The organism is Terrisporobacter hibernicus, from assembly GCF_020809405.1.
Lineage (GTDB): Bacteria > Bacillota > Clostridia > Peptostreptococcales > Peptostreptococcaceae > Terrisporobacter > Terrisporobacter petrolearius.
Genome location: NZ_CP081135.1, coordinates 3,352,154 through 3,376,838, shown reverse-complemented (window position 1 = coordinate 3,376,838; position 24,685 = coordinate 3,352,154). Strand labels below are relative to the sequence as shown.

Sequence of the window (24,685 nt, the reverse complement as noted above, 5' to 3'; positions counted from 1 at the left end):
AATATAAACAAAACTTGGAGGCGCAAAATGGATTTTTTAAGCATTAAAGAGATTGTAAAAAATACTATCTCTTATACAAACAAAAAGAAAAGAGATTATATTAAGTTATTTATATCAATACAGATATTTTCTTTATGTGTGTCCATGGTTATATTAAAAATATCCTTTAATATATTTTTGAAAATATCAAATCTTGATAATATAAACAACAGCAATATAATTACTTTATTTAAAAATCCTGAAAGCATACTAGGATTAATCTTATTATTTACACTAGCAGTAATTGTTGTTTACTTGGAATTTTCCTTATCAGTAACCGTAATTATAACTGATCAAAAGGGCATTAGGGTTTCCATCAAGGATATTATAAAATTAAGTTTTAAAAATATGAAAAAAATACTTGGAGTCCAACTAATTCCTCTATTTTTATACTTTTTACTTATGATACCCCTAGCAGAACTAGGATTAAATAGCTTAATTACAGGAAGTATCTCTATTCCAGATTTTATTATAGGTTCTTTATTAAAATCAAAAGCAGGTAGCATTTTATATATGGTTGCAATGATACTTGTGATTTACATAAATATTCGATTGATATTTGTAATACCTCTTATCATAGGAAGAAATATTACTGCCTTCCAAGCAGTTAAACAAAGTATGGAGTTAACAAAGAAAAAATCAATATTCTTATTGTTATCACTATTTATACTAGAAGTCTTGTTGGCAATAGGAAGTATTTTAATAATCTTACTTTTATTTGGAATAATTATTATTTTAGAAAACACTAAAATTCTTTATAATTCCATAAGTATTGGAATAATGCTAACCTTAATTCAAATAGTAATATTTTTCACTACTATTTTAGCTAAGGTGTTGCTACTTCAAGGCTTAATATATATCTTGAATAAAAATAATCTCCTTGATTTAGAATACAAATCCTCATTACTAAATAAAAACAAAAAACTTTCAACATTATTTAATATATCAGCTGTAATATTTATAATAATTACTATAATTTTCAATGTAAGCCAAATAAGTAATCCTGACTATTATATAAAAACAAAAGTAATTGCCCATAGAGGATATGTTGCAAAAGGTGTGGAAAATTCCATCACTTCTATTAAAGAGGCTGCTAAATTCAAGCCTGATTATGTTGAAATTGATATAATGCAAACTAAGGATAAGGAGTTTGTAGTAACTCACGACTCAAACCTTAAGCGTTTAACAGGTAAAAATATTAACGTATGGCAACATAATTTAAGAGATTTGACAAAACTCACTCTAAAACAAGGACAATTTACTGATAAGGTTTCTTCCTTAGACGAAGTTATTGTTGAAGCTAAGAAGCTTGGAATAAAGTTAAATATAGAAGTAAAGTATAGTGGAAATGAAAGCAGGGACATGATTGATGTTTTTATAAAAAAACTAAGACAATATCATGTGGAAGATGAATTTATTGTGCAATCACTTAGCCTTCCATATATGGAGGAGATCAATGAAAAAGCACCAGAAATTAAAGTTGGGTATATTATTCCTATTCAATTTGGTAACTTTGGAAAAGACAATATTGATTTTATAGTTATTGAAGAGTCTTCATATAAGAAATCCTTAGTAAATGAGGCACATAAAAATGGCAAAGAGGTTTATGTATGGACAGTTAATAAGGAACAAAATATTAGAAAATATTTAATGGATAACTGTGACGGTATTATTACAGATAAGTTAGAATTAGTTGAACAGGTTAAGAAGGATTTAAAAGAAAATACTAAATTTACAGATAGAGTAGTCCAATTATTAAAACAACTATCTTAGTTGAAGTTTTATGGTTTTTGAATAATAGCCAAATTAAAAAAGGAGCCTTTTTAGGCTCCTTTAAATCTTTATTACAAATTTTATTTCTTTATTTTGAAATCTACCAAGTACTTTGCTACTAACTAATTATTTGTAGCTTTATCCTTGCTTAGTTTAAATCTAGATATTAACTCATTCATTGCATATGATTGTCCCGTTAATTCTTCACTTGCTGCTGCACTTTCTTCTGAAGTAGCAGAGTTAGATTGTATAACTACACTAACTTGTTCTACAGACTCTCTTATTTGATTTACAGATGTAGATTGATCTGATAAATGACTAGATATATTATCAACTAATGTAGCTGCCAGGTTGGCATTTACTACTACCTCTTCTAATGATTTTGCTGTATCTTCAGCAATGCCACTTCCTACATTTATAGCATTTACAGTTTCTTCAATAAGTAAAGCAGTATTTTTTGCTGCTTCAGCACTTTTAGCTGATAAGTTTCTTACTTCATCTGCAACAACAGCAAATCCTTTCCCTGCATCTCCTGCTCTTGCTGCTTCCACTGCTGCATTTAATGCAAGTATATTTGTTTGGAAAGCTATATCATCGATTATTTTTATTATTTTACCTATCTCATTAGATTTTAAATTTATTAAATCTATAGCTGACATCATATCTTTCATTTTGTAGTTACTATCTTGTATTTTTTGTCCAGCTTCTTTTACTACCTCATTTGCTTTATTAGCATTTTCAGAACTACTATTAATCTTGTCTGAGACATCTTCTATTGCTGCTGATAGTTCTTCCACACTAGCTGCTTGCTCTGATGACCCTTGTGCTAATGACTGTGCACCCATAGAAACCTCATTTGCTCCAGACGCAACTTGGTTAGATGTAAGTGTTATATCTTCCATTACATCATTTAATGATTTGATTATATTATCTGAAGAATTTTTTATACTAACAAATTCCCCTATATAATTAGCATTTGTTTCTACAGTTAAATCTCCATTTGATATAGATGTTAATACCTGGTCTATATCGTAAATTATTTCTGATATATTTTGTACAAGATCAGATGTTGCCACTGCTAAAATTTCGATTTCATCCTTAGTATTTGCAGATGGTACTGGTGATGACAAATCCCCCTGTGATAGAAGTTTTATTCTATCCACACAAGCTATAATAGGATTTACTATATTGTTTGCTGATCTTAGAGTTATATATATTCCTAATGCTAGAGCTATCAATATGAATAATACTACTATTTTTCCACCGTCTAAAATAGCTTGCATAAATTCAGCTTTCTCTGCTGTTATTGCAATATTCCATCCATTTGTATTTTCAATTGGAGCGTATCCTATAAATTCTTTACCTTTTGCTCCTTTAAATTCTGTAATTCCTGAATTTCCTTTAATTCTGTCTTTATATATTTCTGCTAAAGGCTGTAATGATTGATCTTTATTTGCTGCCTCTATTACATTGTATTCTTCTTTTACCAATTCTTTATTACTGTTTCCTATATCAGTTCCATTAGAGTTTACAATAGATACTTTTCCTGTTTCTCCAATTTCTACAGCTGAGGCAACTTTTGATAACATCATTGCATCAGTAATAACACCTACAACACCTTGGACTTCACCATTTACTACTATAGGTGCTGTTGTAGTCAAAATAGCTTTACCATCCTCTTTATTTATTACAATGTCATTTGTTAATGCTTCTTTCTTTTCCATTGTTTGTGTAAAATACTGTCTATCAGAAAGATCCAAACCACTTACTAAATCCACTCCATCTTTCCCAATTACTACCATATCATAAATATCTGGGTGCATTTCATAAATTCTCTTTATTTTATCAAGCATCTTTTGTTTATTTTTCTTTGACTTATCTTTTGTAACATTTATAAATGCATCATGAGCAGACATTTCATTTGCCAATTCTCTATATACTTCTAACTGATTGTCAATTCTTTTTGATGTAGTTGCTACTGTTTCTTTGAGTATTTTTTCTACAGTTAATTCCGTACTTTTATATGAAGTTAATAAAGATACTAAACCAATTACAACAGCCATTAACATAAGTGTAATTATTGATGAAAATAATAGCTTTTGTTTTACCCCAAGCTTAATATCTTTTTCAACCTTATCTTTTTTTAAAAATCCTCTTAGCTTTTCTAGTTTAAATTTTTTATTTATCATGCTTTTTCTCCCTTAGTTGATTTTTTATTTTATAGTATGATAAATTCAATCCACCTCTTTCTTTAGATAATATCTGGAAACTATAAATACCCTTTATTTATTATCGGAATTAATAAAACTTACTTTATAGTTAAGTCCAAATTTTAATAATTAAATTTCTAAATTTTCTTGATTAAAGTCATACTAAAAAAGGAGCCCTTGGGCTCCAATTAATCTACTAGTACTAATTCTTCTTTTTCTTTTGTTGTAAAATTTAATACATGATAAATTATATTTATAACTATATTAGAAATTAATATAACTATGATCCCATACATAAAATGATTAAGGTTATTTCCAACTTGTATAGGTGATGAGTTCATAAATCCATAATTTGACTTTGCCATATAGTTAAATATATATATAACTACACAGTATGTATTAGTAAATGTTAATATTCTTTTCAAGTCTGTTTTTGTTATTCCAATCTTCTTTGCATATAAAACATATATACTTCCCCATAACAGGAACATATGCCCCATAAAAAAAGATACCATGGTTATATGTGGAAACATGAACGGATCCATGTCTGCTGGAATTACTAAAGCAATTATAGCACCTGCTAAGCCCCAATATGCTCCAAGTTTCATTAATGGTACTTTGTTAAAAAGCAATCCTATACTTAGGAATAATATGGCTATTCTACAATGATATAATGGTAGTCCTTGTGTTAAAACATTGTAATTAGTAGCAGTATACCACATATATAAAGCCCCTTGCTGAATAATTAAGACTGTTCCTATGAAAATTTCAAGTCTACGATTTTCTTCTTTATGTTTAATAATAATATAGCTTACTAAGGTTGAAACTATTAATATCCACAAATGAGATAATCCAAATTGGACAAACTTTGTATTATCAGGAACTCCTCTAAAAAAGTATTTTATATTTTGCATCATATTTGCCCCCCTTTCTAAATTTTTCTTCGCTTATTTATATTTAGTTCTTTACTAATTAATTTCATTACAATACATATTCCATTATAGAAATAGGTCAAGAAATTTAAAGCTTAAGTTAAATGCATTGAATATTATATCATAAAATTAAAGAAGTTTGATAAAGTTATACTTTTATGTTATTTAAATTATTCTAAATATTGACAATATAAAAAGTTCTTGATAAAATATCAAGAACTTTTTGATTTAATATAATTTAAATTATTTATAAATATTAATGACTTATCCCTAATTACATCTTATTTAAACTGTCATCAATGTATAACTCTACATCATCTTTTTCTATACCTAATACAATTGAAAACTCATTTTCAATTAAATTTTTGGCAGTTTTCATAAACTTATCATCCATTTGGCTAAGTTTTTTTCCATTATTACTTGCAGTGTTTTTCTTATCTTGAAGTGTTATCATTATCGTCAATAAATCCATACAATCATGATTTTTTATTAATTTCTTATAATACTCTTGTAATTCTCTTACACTTTTGTCATCATGGTCAATTTCTTTTATTGATGGAATCTGTTTAATTAATTTTTGAACTTCTTCATATGATGAAATTGGTCTCATAAATACAGTAGTATCAATAGGTGCAAACACTGTTCCATTATCATGCATTGGTTTTAGAGTATAGTAAGTTTTTCCTTTACTACTACCTCCAATACTTAATTCACTTATGTCATCTACCCTACAAACACCTTCATTTCCATAAACAATAAATTCTCCAATTTTATACATATTAATTCTCTCCCATCTTATTTTTTATTTTATAGAAGTTTTACTTCTAGAAATAATTGCTTTTCTAACTAACCTACAAAGTGTTTAAAAAAAAAGACCCTATAAAGGATCTTTTTTCCCGAAACAATGTATATTATTATAATATAGTTATGTTTTCTGCTTGAGGACCTCTAGCACCTTTAACTACATTAAAGCTTACTTTTTGACCTTCTTCTAAAGTTTTGTATCCATCAGTTTGTATAGCTGAGAAATGAGCGAATACATCTTCTCCACCATCAACTGTTATAAATCCAAAACCTTTTTCACTATTAAACCATTTTACTATTCCGTTAGTCATATTAATTCTCCTATCAAAATCTCTTCAAAGACTTTTTTACCATTTTGTATTACTACAATAAGTATATTATAGCACAGTTTGAAATAAATAGATACAATAATTATAAAATACTTAATTTTCTATTTTTTCATTAAATTATCAGATGTTATTTTAAGCTATTCATCAAATCTTCAAATTCATTAAAATGAAGTGATTGCATTCCATCTGACAATGCTTCACTTGGATTTGGATGAACTTCTATCATTAAACCATCAGCTCCACATGCCATTGCCGCAAGGGACATTGGTTTAACAAGTTCTCTAACTCCCGTTCCATGGCTTGGGTCTACTATTACAGGTAAACCCGTTTCCCTTTGTATAATTGGAACTGCAGCTAGATCAAGTGTGTTTCTAGTATAGTCGTTGTAAGTTCTTATACCTCTTTCACACATTATGATTTTTTTGTTGCCCTCGTAAGCAATATACTCAGCTGCTCCAATCCATTCACTTATAGTTGCTGAGATTCCTCTTTTTAGCATAACAGGCTTGTCTTGCTTTCCTACTTCTGTAAGTAAAGTAAAGTTTTGCATATTTCTTGAACCTATTTGAATTATGTCACTTACTGCATAAAGTTTTTCCAAATCTCTAACGTCCATAAGTTCTGTGATTACAGCTAATTTTGTTTCTTCTCTTACTGCTTTTAAAATTTCTAAACCTTCTTCTTTTAGTCCTTTAAATGAGGATGGTGATGTTCTTGGCTTAAAAGCCCCACCTCTAAGTATATTTGCTCCTTGTGATTTAACAAATTTAGCAGTTTTTAAAAGTTGTTCATAACTTTCTATTGCACAAGGTCCTGCCATTATTACTTTGTCTTTTTTGAATGCTATTGTTTTATCACATGAGACGACTTCTAAATTTACATCCTCATGGAAAAGTGTTTTTTTCATGAATATTAAGCTCCTTAATCTTTCTTTAGTAAATATATTTATATATAAGATATTATTCTTTTAAATACTTCATTATTTGAAGGGTAAACTATTTTATCAATTTGTGATATTTTCATAGCTTTCATTAAACTGTTTGATATAAATGCAAAGTCAAAATTCTTAATGTCTTCCAGTTTTATTTCTCCTTCTATAACTTCAATATTTAAGTTTTTACAAATATCTAAGATTTTTCTTTTCATTATACCATTTAAAATGGGTAACTCGCCATGGGGAGTATAAATTTTATCTTCTTTTATAAAAAATATATTACTCATAGAACATTCTAATATAATATTTTCATAATTTACAAATAATCCATCGTCAAAATTATTTTCAGTAGCATATCTTTTAGTATAAATATTTTCATAGTAATTTGTAGTTTTATGCTTGTATATTATACTATCTCCTCTTTTTATAGGAGATATTGTTAGCTTAAATCCTTTTTTGTAAATTTCTTCATTATAAGTTATAGGTCTAGTAGAAATATTATAACCTTCATCAAATACAGTTATTCTTAATGCTTTGTTTTTTATTTTATTTTCATCTATATAATTTAAAATAGACTGTGTTAAAAACTCCTTATGATATTTAATATTCATATTTAGTGACTCAATAGATTTAAACATTCTATTCATATGTAAATCTAAATCAATAGGACCATCTTCTATCTTTATTGTTTCAAATAAACCAATGCCAAATTTACTTAGCTCACTATTAAAACTTACACTATTCTTCATAGTAACCTCTTAGGGCCTTCATTATAGACTGTGCTTTATCAAGAGTTTCTTGATATTCTTCTCTTGGGTCAGAACCCCATGTCATTCCTCCACCTACTTGGAAATACACATCCTCTTCTTTTTTTATAACAGTTCTTATGGCTATATTTAAATCCATATCTCCATTAAAACCAATATAACCAATAGAACCTGTGTATGCATTTCTTTGAGTTGGCTCTAATTCATCTATAATTTCCATTGCTCTAATTTTTGGTGCTCCTGTTATTGATCCTCCTGGGAAAGTAGCTTTTATTGCATCTACTGCATCCTTGTCATCATCTAACTCTCCTACTACTGTTGCAACTAAATGATTTACATTTGCATAAGGCTCTATTACAAATAGCTCTGGTACTTTTACACTTCCTATTTTTGATATTCTTCCTATGTCGTTTCTCTCTAAATCTACTATCATAAGTAGCTCAGCCTTGTCTTTTTCACTATTTCTCAATTCTTCTTGAAGTTTTAAATCTTCTTCTTTATTTTTACCTCTAGGTCTTGTTCCTTTTATTGGTCTTGTTTCTAATTTTTTCTCCATACATTTTATAAATCTCTCTGGAGAGTTTGATAAAATATTAAAATCATCAAAATTCAAGTATGCTCCAAAAGGTGCAGGACTTACCTTTCTCAAATCTCTGTATAATTCATAGCTGGATAAAGTAGTTTTCCCACTAAATCTTTGTGTTAAATTTGCTTGATAAATATCTCCATTTTTTATATATTGTCTAACTTTTTCAACTGAGTTTTCAAAATCTTTTTTTGTAAAATTAGACTTAAGCTTTGTTGGAGGAACTTCTTTTTCTTCATAACAAATTGGGTTTACTCCATTTATTTCAGCCTCATTAATTTTATTTTCAATATTTAAAACTATATTTTCTTCTTTTTTCACATCTAAATCTGGTGTAGCTATATATGTTTTTTCTTTTAAGTGATCCACTACTATTACACTATCATATAAACCAAAGTACAAATCATAACCATTTAAATCGTCTTTTGCACTTCTTGGTAGTTTTTCTATGTAATTTCCCAAATCATAAGACAAATAACCTACTGCTCCTCCTATAAAAGGAAGCTGGGTCTTATTTTCTACTTTATATTTATTTAACTCCTCTTGTAAAAAATCAAGTGGGTTTTCATTGCTGTTTTTATATTTTAAAGTTTTAAATGGGTTGCTACTAATAAAAGAATATCTGCCTAATTTGTTTTTATCCATAGCACTATCTAAAATAAAACTATCTTTTTCATCTTTAAATATGGTAAATATCTCAAAAGCACTTAGTTTTGTATTAATTTCTTTTATCATTTTACGCTCATATCCTTTCTCTAGCTTCTTTTATAAAGTTTCTAAGTATTTCATGACCTTGCTGGGATAATATAGCTTCTGGATGAAATTGTACTCCTTCTATAAGATAGTTTTTGTGTCTAAGACCCATTATCTCTCCTTCTTTTGTCAAAGCAGTTATTTCCAAATCATGTGGTAAATTTTCTTTGTCTACTACTAAAGAATGATATCTTGTTACATTTAGTGGGTTGTTTAAATCTTTAAATACACCTTTATTATTATGTTTTATAGCATGAACTTTTCCATGTACAGGCTCCAATGCTTTTACTACCTTTGCACCAAAAACATGTCCTATAGTTTGATGACCTAAGCATATCCCAAGGATTGGCTTTTTCCCTTTAAAATGATTTACCACATCTATACATATTCCGGCCTCCACAGGCGAACATGGCCCTGGAGATAAAACTATTATTTCTGGATTTAAATTTTCAATTTCTTCTAATGTTATTTCTTTGTTTCTTCTTACTACGATTTCTTCTCCTAATTCTCCTATATATTGAACTAGGTTATATACAAATGAATCGTAGTTATCAATCATAAGAATCATGTAAGTACCTCCCCTAATGAAATGCGCAATTTTTAACAATCATCAATATAATTATAGTATAGTTTTGCCTTTTATGTGTTTATATGTTTAAATTTGTTACAAATGGTTTTTTTAATCATTAAAAGAGATATATTCTTTTTACTATCTATGCATAAAATATTTTTCTACTATTTGAATTATATTAATTTGTACACAAAAGGGATGAACTCTATGTGAGTTCATCCCTTCATTTTTGTGGATCTATGTTTTTATTTTGAAACAGATCCATTATTTTTTGTATAAAATATATGCCCATGCAGAAATTATTCCTGCTAAAAATAATATTGCTAATTGAATGGAAACCATAGATTGAAGATATGCATCGTCAATAGTATATGGTTCTTTTCTGATAACAGTCTAATTACTAAATCTTCTTTGTTTCATAATCACAAGAGCAACTGCCAGTATAGCTATTGCAAATCCAAGTACAATAAGCATACTATAAATTATAGGAGTTACATTTGTGTCAGTAAAATTCACCAATACTGAAATTTCTTCATTTGCTTTTACATACCAGTAAGTAGGGTTAAATTTTGCTATAGAAATTACTGTTTTTCCCAGAAATTCCTGTGGTACAAATACTCCACTTATAAAACAACATCCCAAAGATACCACATTGGCTGCTGCTGACATTGCACTTCTAGTTTTAATTAGTGTAGAAATAAGTAGACCTACACTTAGAGCTGCTAAAGTAAATATAAATGAGTTTACTAAAAATAAAACTCCATTCATACTAAACATATAACTTTTGTACATTACGAAACTTGCTAATATCATAATTAACCATGCCACAACTGCATAACTAATGTTACCTAACACTAGTTGAAAATTCATGCTTCTCATAGTTAATGCAGATGATAAATTTCTCATTTTTAAATCTTTGTTTTCAAATGTTAACATAACAGCCGTTACTCCAAGTATTAATATTGCAAATATGGAATAAGCCAGATAGTTATAATAGTTTTTGCATCCTGAGTTGCTTACATATCCATTTTCATAAGTACTTACATCTACTTTTGTGCTATAGTCCAAATCCTCACTTATATACTTTACAAGTTCTGACTGAGATATATTATCTATAGCCAAAGTATATGTTTTGGCAGTATTTAAATATCTATTTACTAAATTATCTATATAAACTTCACTAACTGAATTTGGTCTTGTGTTTTTTTCAATAGTTACTTTTTCACTATTATTTAGTATCTTTTGTGTAAATCCTTTTGGTATAGTTACTATATACTCCGCTTCTCTAAAATAAAGAGCATCTTGTAAGTCTTCTTTTGTATTTCCTATATCCACAATATTTGTATTTCCCTTAAGATATTCTTTTAATCCATTTACAATTTTTGAATCTTCATCTTTATTTATAAATGCTATATTTACTTTTGTATCTTCAAAATTTATATCATTTGGATTTTGCTTTGAATTTCCAAGAGCTATGGCAAATACTACAAACACTACCATGTATATTGAAAGTTGACTTAAGTTTTTACGAATAACTTTGAAAAAAGCTTTATAAACTTGCATATTTTTGCCCCCTTAAAACTAAGTATGTGATTCCACCACATATTATAGATAAAATACAAAGTAATCCTATATTTATAAAATACTTAGTTGCACTATCGTAATAATATAGTGAATAAAATGAATCTGCTATTAGATTTACAGGATTTATATAACTTAATATAGGCATTTTTGAGTTTACAATATACTTCATTTTGTCGTACATCATGCCTGACAAAAATGACATTGTCATAGTTGCTCCTACTAATATACCTACCTTAACTCCCTCTGATTTTTTCAGCGCTACTCCTAAACATGTTCCAAAAGATACTCCTGTAATAGTACCTACTACACATGCTAGTAATATATATCCTATCTGATTTGAAAAGCTTACTTTTAGTACAAAAGTAAGATAGGCCATAAGTACTCCAATATCAAATAATTGAACTGTTGTTGCAGCTGCCATAGATGACATAAATACTTTTAGTTTGTGAGTTGGAGCTACACTAACTCTAGCTCCCTGTGGAGATTGATTAGCTTGAATTTGAGATATTTCTTTAAGCCCTAAAAATCCTCCATACAAACAAGCCATTGCAATAAGTGTGTAGAAGTAATTTATACTTTCGTCTATGGAAGTATTGCTTATTGCCACTTCTTTAATATAATCTGTTTTTTTGAATAAGTTATCTACACCAATACTTTCTATTGCCATTGGATTTTCTTTTAAAATTCTTTTTATTGTAGATTCTGTTTGTTTGTATTCATCTACAAAACTCTTTATTATAGTTTGGTTTATTCCACTATCTTTTACTACTATTTCTATATTTTTATCTAAATATAAATATCCATCTATTTTATTATTATCTAATAAGTCCTTTGCATTAGCTTGTGATGTGTATTTTGTACTAAATAAAGGATCATCACTTTCTCCCACGGAAACTGAGTTTACAACATCTATAAACTCTTTATTATAACCTTCTTTATCCTTTACAATAGCTATGTTAACTGCTGAAAAATCTTCAGCACTTGAAAGGTTGGAAAGAGATAGATTAAATAGTGTTGCTAATAATATGGGAAATAGTAATGTCCAAAACATCATATTCTTATCTCTTATAATACATTTCAGCCTATATTTATAATTATGCATAAACAATTTTTCTCCCCCCTTAATCCCTTAGCGCTTTTCCTGTAATTTCTAAGAAAACATCATTTAATGTAGGTGGTTCTGAATAAATTTTACCTATTTGCACATTATTTTTTCTTAGATAGTCTATTACAATGGATAAATTATTTTTTCCTTTACTTGATTTAACTACTAGATAATTATCTTTGTATTTTACATAAGTTACATTTGGTAATTCGTTTAGGCCTTTTATAACTTCTTCTTCTATTTTGAAAGTTTCAACTGTAATTGTTTCTCCGCAATTTATCATTTTTTTTAATTCTTCACTAGTTCCTGTTGCTATTACTTTTCCCTTATCCATAATTGAAATATTTGTACAGATTTGTTCTACTTCTTCCATATAATGAGATGTGTATACAATAGTAGCTCCTTCTTTATTTAACTTTTGTATTCCTTCTAAAATATTGTTTCTGCTTTGAGGATCTACTGCTACTGTTGGCTCATCTAAAATTATTAGCTTTGGCCTATGGGCTACTCCACAAGCTATATTTAACCTTCTTAATAGTCCTCCACTTAATTTTTTAGGATAGAATTTTTTATATTCATCAAGTCCAACAAATTCTATAGCATCTTTAACATATTTTTTCCTAAGATTCTTATCTGAAATGTATAGACCACAGAAGTAATCTATATTTTCATATACTGTTAGCTCTTCAAATACAGCCACATTTTGCATTATTACTCCTATATTTCTTTTTATATCATAAGCTTCTGGACTCATTGTTTTTCCATAAATCTCTATATCACCTTTGTCGTATTCTAATAAAGATAAGATACAATTTATTGCTGTACTTTTTCCTGAACCGTTTGGTCCCAAAAGACCAAAGACTTCTCCTTCTTTCACTTCTAAATTTAAATGATCTAATGCCAATAAATCATCGTACCTTTTAACAAGGTCTTTAACTTTTATAATCATATTTATTCCTCCATAAATCTCTTATTTAAGCAACAGATTTGCCTTAGTAAAATCTTCATTTTCACTTTTTATACTATTATTGTATTAAATTTCCATGTAATGGGTAAGTGACTAGGCTCCAAAATACATGTGACAAATGTAATAATTTTATTGTTGCAATATGAATCTAATGATAAAATCATTTTAAGAGATTGTGAATTGAGGTGATTATACTGAGTAATAAAATAATTGATAAGGTTATAATCTTATTTATTTGTTTATCAATTTATTTACATAATGTGGCTAATACTTATTTAGTTGTACCCATACTTATATGTGTGTTTTTAAGTTCAATCATTAGTTATAAAGAAAATGGCAAAGTCTTAATTACACTGTCTATTTTTTTCTTAATTTTATGTTTTTTTAATTTAGACTATTTATTTTTTATTCCACTTATGTGTTATGACTTATTTTCATATAAGATAAAGTGGTTATGGCTAGTCCTAATCTTTCCTATTATAATATATAGTTTTGAAATAAGTCCTTCATCCATATTTTTAATACTTGCTTATACTTTTATTAGCTATATGTTAAATTACCGTACTAAATCTTATGAAAATATTAAGAAAAATTATTATTATGTAAGTGATAGTGCCAATGAGCTGTCTATGAAGTTCGAAAACAAAAACAGAGAACTTTTAGAAAAGCAAGATTATGAAGTTAATTTGGCTACTCTTAGAGAACGTAATAGAATTGCTAGAGATATTCACGATAATGTTGGTCATTTACTATCTAGATGTATTCTTCAAATTGGAGCACTTTTGGCTATAAATAAAGATGACAATATTGATTTGAATCTTAGACTTGTAAAAGATACTTTGTCGGAAGCTATGGATAGTATTAGAAGTAGTGTTCATGATTTACACGAAGATGCTGTTGATCTTCAAGTTGAAATCCAGCAATTAGTTGATAGTTTTGAGTTTTGCTCCATAAAACTTGATTATGATTTAGAATCAAATCCCATAAAGAAAATAAAATATAGTTTTATTTCCATAACAAAAGAGGCTTTATCTAATATTATAAAACACTCCAATGCTACGGAAGTTTCTATTTTCCTTCGTGAACATCCCTCTCTATATCAGCTTGTTATTCATGATAATGGAAGTAATATTAATTATAATATTGAAAATGGAATCGGCATAAAAAATATAAAAGATAGAATCGCTTCCGTTAATGGAAGTTTGAATATAAGTACTGATAGTGGTTTTAGAATTTTTATTTCTGTTCCTAAAAAATTAGATTAGAAAGGATGTAAAATATGCGTGTATTAGTTGTTGATGATGATAAATTAGTATGTGTTTCTCTAAAAACCATACTTGAAGTTGAAAATGATATAGAGGTGGTGGCAACTGGATGTAATGGTAATGAGGCTATAGAACTTTATCATAAATTAAATCCAGATATCCTGCTTATGGATATTCGTATGGATGGTTTGACTGGACTTGAAGCAGCAGGAACTATTTTAAAAGAAGATAGTAATGCTAAAATACTGTTTTTGACTACTTTTTCTGATAATGAATATATAATCAGGGCTTTAAATATTGGTGCCAAGGGTTATATTATAAAACAAAATTTTGAGTGTATAGTACCATCACTAAAGGCAGTATATGCTGGTCAAAATGTTTTTGGTGATGATATTATTTCTAAAATCCCTTCTCTTCTTGATAATTCTAATTCTACTGATTTCTCTGAATTTGGAATTACCCAAAAAGAGCTGGAAGTTATTACTCTTATAGCTGAAGGTCTTAGTAACAAGGAAATTGCTAATATTCTTTTTTTAAGTGAAGGTACTGTTAGAAATACCCTTAGCAATATTCTACAAAAGTTAAACTTGAGAGATAGAACTCAGGTAGCTATTTTTTATTATAAAAACTTGTAAAATTTCAGCCAAGAATTTTTCTCAAATTATTCTAATAAGTAAAATAGGCCCTATAAAGTAAGACACACAAAATGTTCTACTTGTATAGGGCCCTTTTTAATTTATCATAGTAAAATTAAACTAATTTAATACTATTCTACTAAAGTATTGAATTTCTTATCTAATGACCATAATACTACACCACAGATAAGAACTATTGCTCCAACTATACCATATGCTGGTGCAAATGAGTATTTACTTAAATATTCATATAAGTATCCATAAGATTTACCTGCTATAAATATTGCAAATGGCCATACTCCCATCATAAGTCCTAAAACTCTAGGTGGTGAGAACTTAGATATAAATGAGTTTCCTAGTGGTGAGAATACCATTTCACCAAGAGACATTAATACACCTACTACTACAATCCACATTAAGTTTGCTTGATTTTCTCCTCTTATTACTTCAGCTCCAGCCATTATTACAAATGCTACACCAAGAAGTAACATACCAAGTGCAGTTTTCTTAAACATACTTAAATCACCTTTTGGTGAATTTGCACGTTTAGTCCATACAGCAGCAAGTATTGGTCCAAAAGTTATACAGCATAATGCATTTAGTGAGTCAAACCATGCAGATGGTACTGTAAAGTTACCAATCACCCAGTTTGCTTTGTTAGCATAATCAAAGTCAGGACCCCAGTGATACATTATTGGCATGTATGTTAAGTACCATACAACCCAGAAAATTACAGAGAATAAAGTTACAAGGAAAATAGCTCCAATTCTATGTTTTTCTTTCTTAGTTAAAGGTTCGCTATCACTCTTTTGCTTGTCTTTTTCACTTTCAATATTTGTTTCGTTGATTTTAAATGGTTTTTTACCTATATCACCGAAATATGCTCTTCCTCCAAATATTAACCATAGAGTATCAAGGAATAATAATAGAGCACAAACTATAAATGTTGGTCCAAAACCTATTCCATAAGCTACAAAAGATATAGCTGTAGTACCTATAAATGAACCTATATTTACAAATGAATATTGAATTGTAAATGCTGAATCCAGTTGATCCTTATCTTCAAATAATCTACCATTTATACCTGATATATTACCTTTGAATAAACCTGTTCCAATAGAAACTAAAATAATCATTAACCATATCATTGCGACTGAGCCTTGTGTTGCAGATTGCCATCCACACAAATATCCAAGACCCATTAATAGTGTTCCCAAAGGAACACAAATTCTAGGACTTACCCATCTGTCAGCTATCCATCCACCAAATATTGGTGTTAAGTATGTAAATGCTACTAAGTTTGCACTCATTTTTGCACCATCTGCAGCAGTTAAGCCTAAGCCACCTTCAATCAGTGTTTTTGCAACAAATAATGCAATTAGCCATTTACAAGAGTAAAATGCCATACGCTCTAATGTAAATGAAAATGCACATACATAAAAGCCTTTAGGGTATTTCTTCTTTGTTTTTACAGTGTTTTCCATATTTCCCCTCCTAATTTTTTGTCTATGTCAATACATTTATGCCCCTAAAAGGAGGGTATCAGAAATTATATGTATGGTCAATCATTTATATATAATTATTTTTGTATACAATATATTTAATAATATATACCTGTCAAAGACCAGTTCATATGTATAGCAAACATAAATAAATTAGAAAGGTTTTAGAAAGATTCATAAACTAAAATGAACTTATCAAACAACACAGGAGAGTGAAATGATATGAAAGAAATTTTAAAAGTTGAAAATTTAACTAAAAAACGTAGAAATGTAGTTGCAGTTGATAATTTAAGTTTTACCGTTAATGAAGGTGATATATTTGGATTTCTAGGACCTAATGGAGCTGGAAAAAGTACAACAATGAAAATGATATTAAATTTAATAAAAAAAGATGGTGGAAAAGTTTATATAGATGGATTTGACATAGATTCTAATTTTAAAGATGCTATAAAAAATGTATCTGCAATAATAGAAAACCCGGCAATATATCTTGACTTAACAGCATACGAAAATTTAAAAATTGCAAAAAACTTTAGCGATTCATATAATGTAAGCCTGGAAATTGAAGATGTTTTATCAATAGTTGGATTAAAAGGTAGAGGAAATGAAAAAGCTAAAAACTATTCTTTAGGTATGAAACAACGATTATCTATTGCTATGGCCCTTATAAAAAATCCTAAAATTATACTGTTAGATGAACCAACAAATGGACTAGATCCTAAAGGAGTTGTAGAAATGAGAGAATTAATAAAAGAATTATCTCATAAACACAATAAAACTATAATTATATCATCACATATTTTGCATGAAATAGAAATTATGTGTAATAGAGTTGTAATTATAAATAAAGGAAAACAAATTTTAGAATCTGATATGGATAGTATTGTTAATCAAAAGAATTTATTTTTTATCAGAACTACAGATATTGATAAATCAATTGAACTGATAAAAGGAAAAACTTATGCAAAATTACACAAAGTAGAACAACATGGAATAACAGTACAAGCAAATGAAACAAGTATATCTTTATTAACAAAAGAATTTATTAAAAATGATATATGTGTATATGAAATTTCATCAAACAACAAATCATTAGAAGATTTATTTATGGAAATTACAGGAGGAAAATAGAATGATAAATATAATAAAAAATGAATTTATAAGTACAAAAAAAAGCACCCTAATAATATTAAATGTTATAATCTTAGCATTTGTAGGTTTATCGTACTTTGCTAAAATAAAATTCTCTGGAGTAGGTTATTTTACCCAACCTGAAATAGTGGACATGTTTTTTAGTTCAACAATAAATATGTTAGCACCATTTATAGTAATTCTAATAGCAAAAGTTATTACAGAGGAATTTAACAACGGCGGTATGAAAATATACCTTATAAATCCTTTGAGTAGGAATGAGGTTTTAATAGGGAAATCCATGTTTATACTTATTAATATACTAATAACTATGATAATACAAATATTATTAAGTTTCATAGCTGTTTGCATATTAACTCAAGTACCAAGTGTAGATTTTATTATTTATTCACTGCTTGAATATTTAGTTACACTTATACCTGTAACAGGATTGATATTAATACTTTCTATCCCAGCATTTTTAATGAAGACATCTAGAAATACAATATTATTTGGATTTGCCGCAATAGCTGCATTCGACGTAGTTGCTTCATTTTACGAAAAATTAACACCATATAGCATACTATATGTTCTAAAAAATATTGCAGTTTCAAATCAAAGTTTAATAAATAATAGCTTAATAAGTCTTGTTTATATAATAATAGGCTTCTTAATTTCAAGCTATATATTCTCAAAAAGAGAAATTAGATAAATAGTTAGGTAAATTTTATAAAATTTAATATGTATAAACATAAATATACAAAAACAAGAAAAAATATATTTAATATATAAAGGAGACAACTTATGAAATATTACATGAAATCTAAGATATTTAAACTTAAAGAAGATTTTTGGATAAAAGACGAAAATGATAAAGAAGCATTCTTTGTAGATAACAAGCTAATTTCTCTTGGTCTACAGTTTAATATACAAAAAGATAATAATATATTGTATGAAATAAAACAAAGATTATCATTGACACCTAAATATGAGATTATAAAAGGTTCTGATGTTGTAGCATCCATAAATAAAAAAATAACATTTGTAAAAGACAAAATAAAAGTAGATAGTAGTTATGGAGAGTTATTAATATATGGTAACTTATTTGACCGTAATTACAATATATACAAATACGATAATATAATAGCAACTGTAAAAAAAGAAGCCTTCTCACTTACAGATAACTACAGTATAGATATAGATTTTGAAGATGAGGCATTTATACTTTCCCTAGTAGTAATAATAGACGACATAAGAGATAAACATTAAAATATAAGTTAGAGACTATAGTTTTATAGTCTCTAACTTATATTTAAAATACATAGGAGGAAAAAATGTATAATATTTTAGTCATAGATGATGAAAAGGAAATAGTTGACTTAGTAGAACTTTATCTTAAAAATACTGACTATAACATAATTAAAGCTTATGACGGAATAGAAGCAATTAACGTTATAGACAAAAATAAAATTCATTTGGCAATAGTTGATATAATGCTTCCAAATTTAAATGGATACTCAGTAATATCGAAAATAAGGGATAACTTAAATATACCAATAATAGTGATTTCAGCAAAGGTAGAAGGATATGATAAAATACTTGCACTAGATATGGGTGCGGATGATTATGTTACTAAACCATTTGATCCATTGGAACTAATAGCTAGAATTAATGCTCAAATAAGAAGAGTCTATGGATATTCTGATTTTTATAAAAATGTAAACAATATAATTGAAATTGAAGATTTAAAATTAGATTTAGAGGGATGTAAATTAACTAAAAACAATAGGGAAATAAAGCTTACATCCACGGAATTTAAAATAATTGAACTTTTTATGAAAAACCCAAATAAAGTTTTTACTAAGAAAAATTTGTTTGAATCAATATGGGATGAGATGTATATAGCTGAAGATAATGCAATAATGGTTCAAATAAGTAAGATAAGGGACAAAATTGAAGATAATACCAAAGATCCTAAATATATAAAAACAATAAGAGGAGTAGGATATAAATTTGAAAAGAAATAATCTTAGTCAAAGTAAGGGAAAAAGTTTATATGGTATATTCATTATTAATTCAATAATAGCTGTATTTATATTTATTTTAGGAATAGTAATATTTTTCAACTTACTTATTAGAATGCCTGCATTGGTAAATGATAAATATCTAGATATTAAGGATTATAAACTAGATTATTTATTTAAAGAAAATTATAAAGATCTAAATATAAATAAAATAATATCTGAAGGTGGTTGGATAGAAGAAATAGAAAATGGCGAAGTAGTAAATGTTAAAGGCACTAAAAAAGATGAGAAATACGAATATTTAATAGAAGATTTTATAAATAAAAAGCATACAAATGAAAAATATGAAACTAAAGCATATAAAGCAAATAACAAATTGTACATTGTAAAAATACCTGATTACAGTCATAAATTAGCTAATGCACTTAATAATAATAAAAAAATTAAAGTATATATGACTTTAAGCTTAATTTTAACCATAATGATAGTTTCCGTTATGCTTTTATTAGTAACAATAATTTCTATAAAAAAATTATCTAAACCACTTAAAATACTCGAAAATGAAATAAATAAAATGAGTGAAGGCTACTCCAATGTATCGGTAAAGTATAACTCCTACAAAGAATTTAATAGAATAAAAGAAGCTTTTAATACTACCGTTAGTAAGCTTGAAAAATCTGAAGAAGAAAAAAAGATGGCTCAAGATAGTAAAAAAAGAATAATAAGAGATATCTCCCATGATTTAAAAACTCCTATAACTTCTGTATTAGGCTATTCAAAAGCTATGTTAGATGATGTAGTAACTGATGAAAATGATAAAAAAACTTATTTAACTTATATATACAATAAAACTAAAAGAATCAATTATTTAGTAGATGAATTATTTATTTTTTCTAAACTTGATAGCCCTGGCTATAAGTTAAACTTAGAAAAATATGATGTTTGTGAGTTTTTGAGAGAGCTAGTAGCCCTTTATTATATTGACATGGAGGAGAAAAATTTCTTACTAGATGTAGATCTACCTAACGAAAGTATATATTCTATGATAGATGCCAAGCAGTTAGAAAGAGCCTTAGGAAATTTAATAACTAATTCAATAAAATATAATAAAATGGGAACTAAAATTTCTATAAGTTTAATTAAAGGAGTTGAAGATATATGCATAGTAATAGAAGACAATGGAATTGGAATATCAGATAATGTAATAGATAAAGTTTTCGATGAATTTGTAAGAGCTGATGAATCCAGAAAAACAGATGGAGGAAGTGGATTAGGTCTTGCTATTACTAAAAAAATCATTAAGCTTCATAAGGGAGATATTAAATTATATAGCAAAATAAATTTCGGAACAAAATTTATAATAAGGCTTAAAAAATATAAAGGTTCCAATTAATAGTATTTACACCGCAATATAGCCTAGGAAGGGCTGCACATTTTTGTGTAGCCCTTGATAAACTAAAAATTAATTAATAAATATCCATCAATAAATTTAGCGCCTGTAATCTCTTTCTCATACAAATTCACAGGCAAAGGAAAACGCCTTGTTTCATTTTTTACACTGAGAATAATTTCATTATTATCTTGTCTTAAATTCAATTCTCTTTTATCTGCAAAAGGTAGAAGTATTTTCATAGTAGTGCTTTCTTTACTTTTTTCTATTGTAAATATATTTTTTTTGAAAAGCACCTTTGCAATATCATGATCCTCAAACAATTCATTCCCCACTTTTTTAAGTACTTCAATACTTCTAATCTCACTCTTTTGTAGTTTCAAATAATATCTTGGTACTTCTGAGAATCCTTCTTCTATTTCTTTTAATCCTTCTTCTTGCATTTTTATCCACTTATTAAAATAACCTTCCATTGCCTCTTTTGGATAAATTTTATTTACAATTATTGCATCTACATTGTAATTGTATAAATGCAAACAAGTAAAGTTTCTTTTCGCTTCATTTATAACGATTTTTTCTGGTGTTGTGACTATTCTAAGACTTACTATGTCTTTGTTTAACATTAAGTTTTGTAAGCACTGCATTTTATTCATTACATATTCTATATCATCAAAAACATTATCTTCAGGCATGGGTATTTTCATCACTTTTTCCATGGCAGGTCCTGCTATTTTTGCTCCTTTTCTCTTTATTGGAAGTACTTTTTCTATAAAGTTAGATAGCATTTCAGGATATTTTAGAAGAGATAAAGTTTCACCAGTAGGAGCACAGTCTACTATTAAAACATCGTATTCATTTTTATCGTATATTTCTAAAATTTTAAATAAAGCAAATAGTTCTTCCAATCCAGGGAACACTAAAAGTTCTTCAACCTCAATGCTCCCCTCGCCTTTAATTGTAAGCAATTTTTTCATATACTCTTTTAGATTTGCCCAACTTTTTTCACCTTCATATACTGTATCTATTTCCATAGCGTATAATTTTTCATTAACTTTTGTAGGCTCTTTATCTAATTTCATATTAAAGGAGTCTGCTAAACTATGAGCTTGATCAGTACTAATTATCAGTACTTTTTTCCCATCTTTTGCAATTTTACAAGCACTGGCAGCTGCCACACTTGTTTTTCCTACTCCACCTTTTCCTGTATATAAAATTACTCTCATAGTATCTCCTCCTTCAATCTATATTCACCTTTTTTACACTTTTATTTTCTACTTTCTTATCTTTACTCTCAAAAATATTTGGTGATATTAAATCACTTATACACTCCACGATCATAACTTTTATTTCTTTATCTATAATGTCTATATGATTAGCCATATTTTCTGAAAATAATGATTTTATGGCCATACTTTGATACTTTTTAGCTTCACATAATCTATTAAATAATTCTTTATTCATTTTATTATTCTCCTCTTTCAAATTGAATTTTGAGTATTCCTTCTTCTAATTTTGCTGAGGTTATTAAATAATTTCGTAGAATGTTTGGTAGTGGTATATTTCTTTTAAAATTGTTAAGTTTAATGACCATATCACTTTCAGATTGATATAAATCTAAATCACCTTTCTTCGCCAGTGGTATGAACACAGAAAGTAAATATCCACTTTCATTTTTTTCATAAACTTCTCTTTTTGTTATTTCCAAAAAATCAAAAACTTTGTTGTCATTAATAACATCATTACAAATTCGATTTACTGCTTTGAGACCTCTTAATTCTTCATCATACCAAGGAATATTATAAGTAGGTATTCCATCAAATATTGCTTTTAGTTCCTTTGTATATTTTGTTTGAATATTTAACCATTCATCAAAGAATGAATTATTGATATTCTTTGGTAATATTCGATTTATATAAATACCATCCACATTAAAATTATATAAATTCATATACATATAATTTCTCTTCGTTTCTTCTACTACCATTTTTTCTGGCATTGTCACAAGTCTTATACTTGTTGTTTTTCTGTTTTTTAGTAACTCTTGTAGCTGAGATAATTTTAAATACAGTCTTTCTATGTCATTCATGGCAGACTTATTTGGAAGCTCAATTTTAAAGAACTGTTTTGAAATAGGTGCTAAAACTTTCACCCCTATCTTCCCTAAAGGAAATAGTTTTTCCATATACCAAGAAAGTAGTTCTGGAAACTTTAATAAAGATAACGTTTCTCCTGTAGGTGCGCAATCTACAATTATTTTGTCATATATGTTTTCATTATATATTTCATTAATTTTTAATAAAGAAAACAACTCCTCTGTACCTGGTAGTATGCCAAAGTCCTCCCTGTAATCGTCTCCCGATTGGAGAAACATATCGTTAATACATTTCATAATATCTGAGAAATCCTTTTCTATTATATAAGTTGGATCAATCTCATAAATATTCAGATTTTCAATTATGGATATTGGCTCTTTTCCAATATAAACATCAAATAAGTCACCTAAATTATGTGCCATATCCGTACTTACTAACAAGGTTTTATATCCATCTTTTGCGCTTTTTATTGCATGGGCTGCTGCTACACTAGTCTTACCAACACCACCTTTCCCAGTAAATATATAAATTCTATTCATATTTATCCCTCCAAATTTTTATTATTTAAAACAAATTATTTCTTATCAAGAATAATTCCTTTATCGAAGTATTTATTTTTTTATAAGCTGTTGTAAATTACAACAGCTTATTTTAATACTTACATTATTAATCGATTGAGATTTTTCGAATCTTTGGTTTAGCTTTTTCTTTGTTTTTTTCTTCTTTCATAATATTTATTAGTTTATTTATCATTCTAAAGAAAAGCTCTATTTCTTCATCAGCAAATGATTCAATAACTCTTTTTCCATAATACATAAACTCCTTCAATATAGCTTCAATTTGATTATTTCCCTCTTCATCTAAGCATATAGTAACTATTCTCTTATCTTCCACACTGCGCTTTCTAGATACTAGACTTTTCTTTTCCATACGGCTAATAATTCCTGTTGCTGTATTTAAAGGTACATTTATGTACTGCGCTATTTCAGTCATGTTTACTTCCTTGTTTCTATAAAGAAACCATAATATAAATATTTCATTTTTGGAACAATCAAATAATATATTCTGCCATAGCTGAGGAGATAATAAATCTTTCATACTATCAATATAAGTATAAAAATCTTTTTCACATATTTCTTTATTTATTTTCATAAGTCTCACCATTTATTTCTATTCTCGAATTAATTTAATTCTATATTCGAAATATTTTTTTGTCAACCATATTTTTGATTTTTTTTAATTTCAAGCTATATACTTACCTAAAATTTCATACCGCCCCCAGTGAATTAAG

At 27.7% G+C, this 24,685-nt stretch carries 24 protein-coding genes; 8 read left to right on the top strand and 16 right to left on the bottom strand.

The window, feature by feature from the left end; translation table 11 throughout:
• Positions 1–27 precede the first annotated feature (27 nt).
• Positions 28–1,812 (top strand): glycerophosphoryl diester phosphodiesterase membrane domain-containing protein, encoded by a 1,785-nt coding sequence (locus tag JW646_RS16330; protein ID WP_228415667.1) that lies wholly within the window; start codon positions 28–30, stop codon positions 1,810–1,812.
• Between the two features lie 122 nt (positions 1,813–1,934).
• On the opposite strand, the gene JW646_RS16325 is transcribed toward JW646_RS16330, so the two are convergent.
• From JW646_RS16325 to JW646_RS16275, 11 genes are all read right to left on the bottom strand, one after another.
• A complete protein-coding gene (locus tag JW646_RS16325; RefSeq protein ID WP_228415666.1) occupies positions 1,935–4,001 on the bottom strand; it encodes a methyl-accepting chemotaxis protein in 2,067 nt (688 codons plus the stop codon).
• Between the two features lie 209 nt (positions 4,002–4,210).
• Positions 4,211–4,939 carry a YwaF family protein gene (locus JW646_RS16320; RefSeq protein WP_074915985.1) on the bottom strand — a complete coding sequence of 243 codons (729 nt, stop codon included), beginning with the start codon at positions 4,937–4,939 and terminating at the stop codon, positions 4,211–4,213.
• A 289-nt stretch (positions 4,940–5,228) separates the two neighbouring features.
• Positions 5,229–5,732, bottom strand: a complete 504-nt coding sequence (locus JW646_RS16315; protein ID WP_148556509.1) for a CarD family transcriptional regulator — start codon at positions 5,730–5,732, stop codon at positions 5,229–5,231.
• A 136-nt stretch (positions 5,733–5,868) separates the two neighbouring features.
• Complete coding sequence (locus JW646_RS16310) at positions 5,869–6,069, bottom strand: cold-shock protein (protein ID WP_074915981.1); 201 nt, start codon at positions 6,067–6,069, stop codon at positions 5,869–5,871.
• A 145-nt stretch (positions 6,070–6,214) separates the two neighbouring features.
• The gene (gene aroF / locus JW646_RS16305; protein ID WP_228415665.1) at positions 6,215–6,994 is read right to left on the bottom strand and encodes a 3-deoxy-7-phosphoheptulonate synthase; all 780 of its coding nucleotides are present in this window, start codon (positions 6,992–6,994) and stop codon (positions 6,215–6,217) included.
• Positions 6,995–7,032: 38 nt separating this feature from the next.
• Positions 7,033–7,770 (bottom strand): aminotransferase class IV, encoded by a 738-nt coding sequence (locus JW646_RS16300; RefSeq protein WP_148556508.1) that lies wholly within the window; start codon positions 7,768–7,770, stop codon positions 7,033–7,035.
• Complete coding sequence (gene pabB / locus JW646_RS16295) at positions 7,760–9,109, bottom strand: aminodeoxychorismate synthase component I (protein WP_228415664.1); 1,350 nt, start codon at positions 9,107–9,109, stop codon at positions 7,760–7,762. The genes JW646_RS16300 and pabB overlap by 11 nt, the downstream gene beginning before the upstream one ends.
• Positions 9,110–9,116: 7 nt before the next feature.
• The gene (locus tag JW646_RS16290; protein WP_074915973.1) at positions 9,117–9,695 is read right to left on the bottom strand and encodes an anthranilate synthase component II; all 579 of its coding nucleotides are present in this window, start codon (positions 9,693–9,695) and stop codon (positions 9,117–9,119) included.
• Between the two features lie 396 nt (positions 9,696–10,091).
• Complete coding sequence (locus JW646_RS16285) at positions 10,092–11,261, bottom strand: ABC transporter permease (RefSeq protein WP_148556506.1); 1,170 nt, start codon at positions 11,259–11,261, stop codon at positions 10,092–10,094.
• Positions 11,248–12,384 carry an ABC transporter permease gene (locus JW646_RS16280; RefSeq protein WP_228415663.1) on the bottom strand — a complete coding sequence of 379 codons (1,137 nt, stop codon included), beginning with the start codon at positions 12,382–12,384 and terminating at the stop codon, positions 11,248–11,250. Before JW646_RS16280 ends, JW646_RS16285 begins: the two co-directional genes overlap by 14 nt.
• A gap of 19 nt (positions 12,385–12,403) precedes the next feature.
• On the bottom strand, positions 12,404–13,336 hold the full coding sequence (locus JW646_RS16275; RefSeq protein WP_074915967.1) for an ABC transporter ATP-binding protein: 933 nt from the start codon (positions 13,334–13,336) through the stop codon (positions 12,404–12,406).
• Positions 13,337–13,902: 566 nt separating this feature from the next.
• Between JW646_RS16275 and JW646_RS16270 the strand changes: the two genes are divergently transcribed.
• Together JW646_RS16270 and JW646_RS16265 are read left to right on the top strand one after the other, a co-directional pair.
• On the top strand, positions 13,903–14,619 hold the full coding sequence (locus JW646_RS16270) for a sensor histidine kinase (RefSeq protein ID WP_228415662.1): 717 nt from the start codon (positions 13,903–13,905) through the stop codon (positions 14,617–14,619).
• Positions 14,620–14,633: 14 nt separating this feature from the next.
• Positions 14,634–15,254 (top strand): response regulator transcription factor, encoded by a 621-nt coding sequence (locus JW646_RS16265; protein ID WP_074915965.1) that lies wholly within the window; start codon positions 14,634–14,636, stop codon positions 15,252–15,254.
• A gap of 131 nt (positions 15,255–15,385) precedes the next feature.
• Here JW646_RS16265 and JW646_RS16260 read toward each other — a convergent pair whose 3' ends face one another.
• The gene (locus tag JW646_RS16260) at positions 15,386–16,738 is read right to left on the bottom strand and encodes a peptide MFS transporter (protein WP_228415661.1); all 1,353 of its coding nucleotides are present in this window, start codon (positions 16,736–16,738) and stop codon (positions 15,386–15,388) included.
• A 240-nt stretch (positions 16,739–16,978) separates the two neighbouring features.
• Here JW646_RS16260 and JW646_RS16255 point away from each other — a divergent pair, with 240 nt between their 5' ends.
• The 5 genes from JW646_RS16255 (at position 16,979) to JW646_RS16235 (ending at position 21,304) form a co-directional block, all read left to right on the top strand.
• On the top strand, positions 16,979–17,887 hold the full coding sequence (locus JW646_RS16255; protein ID WP_228415660.1) for an ABC transporter ATP-binding protein: 909 nt from the start codon (positions 16,979–16,981) through the stop codon (positions 17,885–17,887).
• A 1-nt stretch (position 17,888) separates the two neighbouring features.
• Positions 17,889–18,599: an ABC transporter permease gene (locus JW646_RS16250; RefSeq protein WP_148556502.1), complete on the top strand. Its 711-nt coding sequence runs from the start codon at positions 17,889–17,891 to the stop codon at positions 18,597–18,599.
• 92 nt (positions 18,600–18,691) lie between these two features.
• The gene (locus JW646_RS16245; RefSeq protein WP_148556501.1) at positions 18,692–19,156 is read left to right on the top strand and encodes an LURP-one-related/scramblase family protein; all 465 of its coding nucleotides are present in this window, start codon (positions 18,692–18,694) and stop codon (positions 19,154–19,156) included.
• 65 nt (positions 19,157–19,221) lie between these two features.
• A complete protein-coding gene (locus tag JW646_RS16240) occupies positions 19,222–19,914 on the top strand; it encodes a response regulator transcription factor (protein ID WP_148556500.1) in 693 nt (230 codons plus the stop codon).
• Positions 19,901–21,304 carry a HAMP domain-containing sensor histidine kinase gene (locus JW646_RS16235; protein WP_148556499.1) on the top strand — a complete coding sequence of 468 codons (1,404 nt, stop codon included), beginning with the start codon at positions 19,901–19,903 and terminating at the stop codon, positions 21,302–21,304. Before JW646_RS16240 ends, JW646_RS16235 begins: the two co-directional genes overlap by 14 nt.
• 62 nt (positions 21,305–21,366) lie before the next feature.
• On the opposite strand, the gene JW646_RS16230 is transcribed toward JW646_RS16235, so the two are convergent.
• From JW646_RS16230 to JW646_RS16215, 4 genes are all read right to left on the bottom strand, one after another.
• Entirely contained in the window at positions 21,367–22,524 is a 1,158-nt protein-coding gene (locus JW646_RS16230) for an ArsA family ATPase (protein WP_148556498.1), read from the bottom strand.
• Positions 22,525–22,537: 13 nt separating this feature from the next.
• Entirely contained in the window at positions 22,538–22,762 is a 225-nt protein-coding gene (locus JW646_RS16225) for a hypothetical protein (protein WP_148556497.1), read from the bottom strand.
• Between the two features lie 4 nt (positions 22,763–22,766).
• The gene (locus JW646_RS16220) at positions 22,767–23,933 is read right to left on the bottom strand and encodes an ArsA family ATPase (RefSeq protein WP_148556496.1); all 1,167 of its coding nucleotides are present in this window, start codon (positions 23,931–23,933) and stop codon (positions 22,767–22,769) included.
• Positions 23,934–24,060: 127 nt separating this feature from the next.
• On the bottom strand, positions 24,061–24,546 hold the full coding sequence (locus JW646_RS16215; RefSeq protein WP_187359196.1) for a MarR family winged helix-turn-helix transcriptional regulator: 486 nt from the start codon (positions 24,544–24,546) through the stop codon (positions 24,061–24,063).
• Positions 24,547–24,685: the final 139 nt, after the last annotated feature.

What these genes read in the sequence shown, in the direction of transcription:
- JW646_RS16330 (WP_228415667.1), top strand. Translation starts at nt 28, where the DNA reads ATGGATTTTTTAAGCATTAAAGAGATTGTAAAAAATACTATCTCTTAT.
- JW646_RS16325 (WP_228415666.1), bottom strand. Translation starts at nt 4,001, where the DNA reads ATGATAAATAAAAAATTTAAACTAGAAAAGCTAAGAGGATTTTTAAAA.
- JW646_RS16320 (WP_074915985.1), bottom strand. Translation starts at nt 4,939, where the DNA reads ATGATGCAAAATATAAAATACTTTTTTAGAGGAGTTCCTGATAATACA.
- JW646_RS16315 (WP_148556509.1), bottom strand. Translation starts at nt 5,732, where the DNA reads ATGTATAAAATTGGAGAATTTATTGTTTATGGAAATGAAGGTGTTTGT.
- JW646_RS16310 (WP_074915981.1), bottom strand. Translation starts at nt 6,069, where the DNA reads ATGACTAACGGAATAGTAAAATGGTTTAATAGTGAAAAAGGTTTTGGA.
- aroF (WP_228415665.1), bottom strand. Translation starts at nt 6,994, where the DNA reads ATGAAAAAAACACTTTTCCATGAGGATGTAAATTTAGAAGTCGTCTCA.
- JW646_RS16300 (WP_148556508.1), bottom strand. Translation starts at nt 7,770, where the DNA reads ATGAAGAATAGTGTAAGTTTTAATAGTGAGCTAAGTAAATTTGGCATT.
- pabB (WP_228415664.1), bottom strand. Translation starts at nt 9,109, where the DNA reads ATGATAAAAGAAATTAATACAAAACTAAGTGCTTTTGAGATATTTACC.
- JW646_RS16290 (WP_074915973.1), bottom strand. Translation starts at nt 9,695, where the DNA reads ATGATTCTTATGATTGATAACTACGATTCATTTGTATATAACCTAGTT.
- JW646_RS16285 (WP_148556506.1), bottom strand. Translation starts at nt 11,261, where the DNA reads ATGCAAGTTTATAAAGCTTTTTTCAAAGTTATTCGTAAAAACTTAAGT.
- JW646_RS16280 (WP_228415663.1), bottom strand. Translation starts at nt 12,384, where the DNA reads ATGCATAATTATAAATATAGGCTGAAATGTATTATAAGAGATAAGAAT.
- JW646_RS16275 (WP_074915967.1), bottom strand. Translation starts at nt 13,336, where the DNA reads ATGATTATAAAAGTTAAAGACCTTGTTAAAAGGTACGATGATTTATTG.
- JW646_RS16270 (WP_228415662.1), top strand. Translation starts at nt 13,903, where the DNA reads ATGTTAAATTACCGTACTAAATCTTATGAAAATATTAAGAAAAATTAT.
- JW646_RS16265 (WP_074915965.1), top strand. Translation starts at nt 14,634, where the DNA reads ATGCGTGTATTAGTTGTTGATGATGATAAATTAGTATGTGTTTCTCTA.
- JW646_RS16260 (WP_228415661.1), bottom strand. Translation starts at nt 16,738, where the DNA reads ATGGAAAACACTGTAAAAACAAAGAAGAAATACCCTAAAGGCTTTTAT.
- JW646_RS16255 (WP_228415660.1), top strand. Translation starts at nt 16,979, where the DNA reads ATGAAAGAAATTTTAAAAGTTGAAAATTTAACTAAAAAACGTAGAAAT.
- JW646_RS16250 (WP_148556502.1), top strand. Translation starts at nt 17,889, where the DNA reads ATGATAAATATAATAAAAAATGAATTTATAAGTACAAAAAAAAGCACC.
- JW646_RS16245 (WP_148556501.1), top strand. Translation starts at nt 18,692, where the DNA reads ATGAAATATTACATGAAATCTAAGATATTTAAACTTAAAGAAGATTTT.
- JW646_RS16240 (WP_148556500.1), top strand. Translation starts at nt 19,222, where the DNA reads ATGTATAATATTTTAGTCATAGATGATGAAAAGGAAATAGTTGACTTA.
- JW646_RS16230 (WP_148556498.1), bottom strand. Translation starts at nt 22,524, where the DNA reads ATGAGAGTAATTTTATATACAGGAAAAGGTGGAGTAGGAAAAACAAGT.
- JW646_RS16225 (WP_148556497.1), bottom strand. Translation starts at nt 22,762, where the DNA reads ATGAATAAAGAATTATTTAATAGATTATGTGAAGCTAAAAAGTATCAA.
- JW646_RS16220 (WP_148556496.1), bottom strand. Translation starts at nt 23,933, where the DNA reads ATGAATAGAATTTATATATTTACTGGGAAAGGTGGTGTTGGTAAGACT.
- JW646_RS16215 (WP_187359196.1), bottom strand. Translation starts at nt 24,546, where the DNA reads ATGAAAATAAATAAAGAAATATGTGAAAAAGATTTTTATACTTATATT.